The 230-nt window shown below is 69.6% G+C and carries 1 protein-coding gene; it reads right to left on the bottom strand.

Going from position 1 to position 230, the window contains the following annotated elements:
* A partial coding sequence (locus NCT04_RS34385) for a hypothetical protein (protein WP_250470317.1) occupies positions 1 to 230 on the bottom strand: 230 nt, incomplete at both ends.

The following is a 230-nucleotide window of genomic DNA, read 5'->3' as shown; positions in this document are numbered from 1 at the left end:
GCTCGCGATTGCGTTGCGCGATCCGGCTTCGGTGCAACTGCGCCGCGTTGCACAGGTTGATCAAGCAGCGCGGCATCGTCCGCGCTTCGGACACCGGGCGATCGCGTCGCGCGATCGGACTTCCCCGATGGCCGTGCTGCGCTTTCCGCGCCCGCCCCAGCAACGCGATGGGTCTTGTCAGCACCCGATCCGCGCTCTCCCGCGCTTCGGCCTTTCGAACCCGCGTCGCC

This window comes from Caballeronia sp. GAFFF2 (assembly GCF_023631485.1).
GTDB lineage: Bacteria > Pseudomonadota > Gammaproteobacteria > Burkholderiales > Burkholderiaceae > Caballeronia.
Note: the sequence above shows the minus strand (reverse complement) of the source record. Positions and strands in the feature narration are given on the sequence as shown.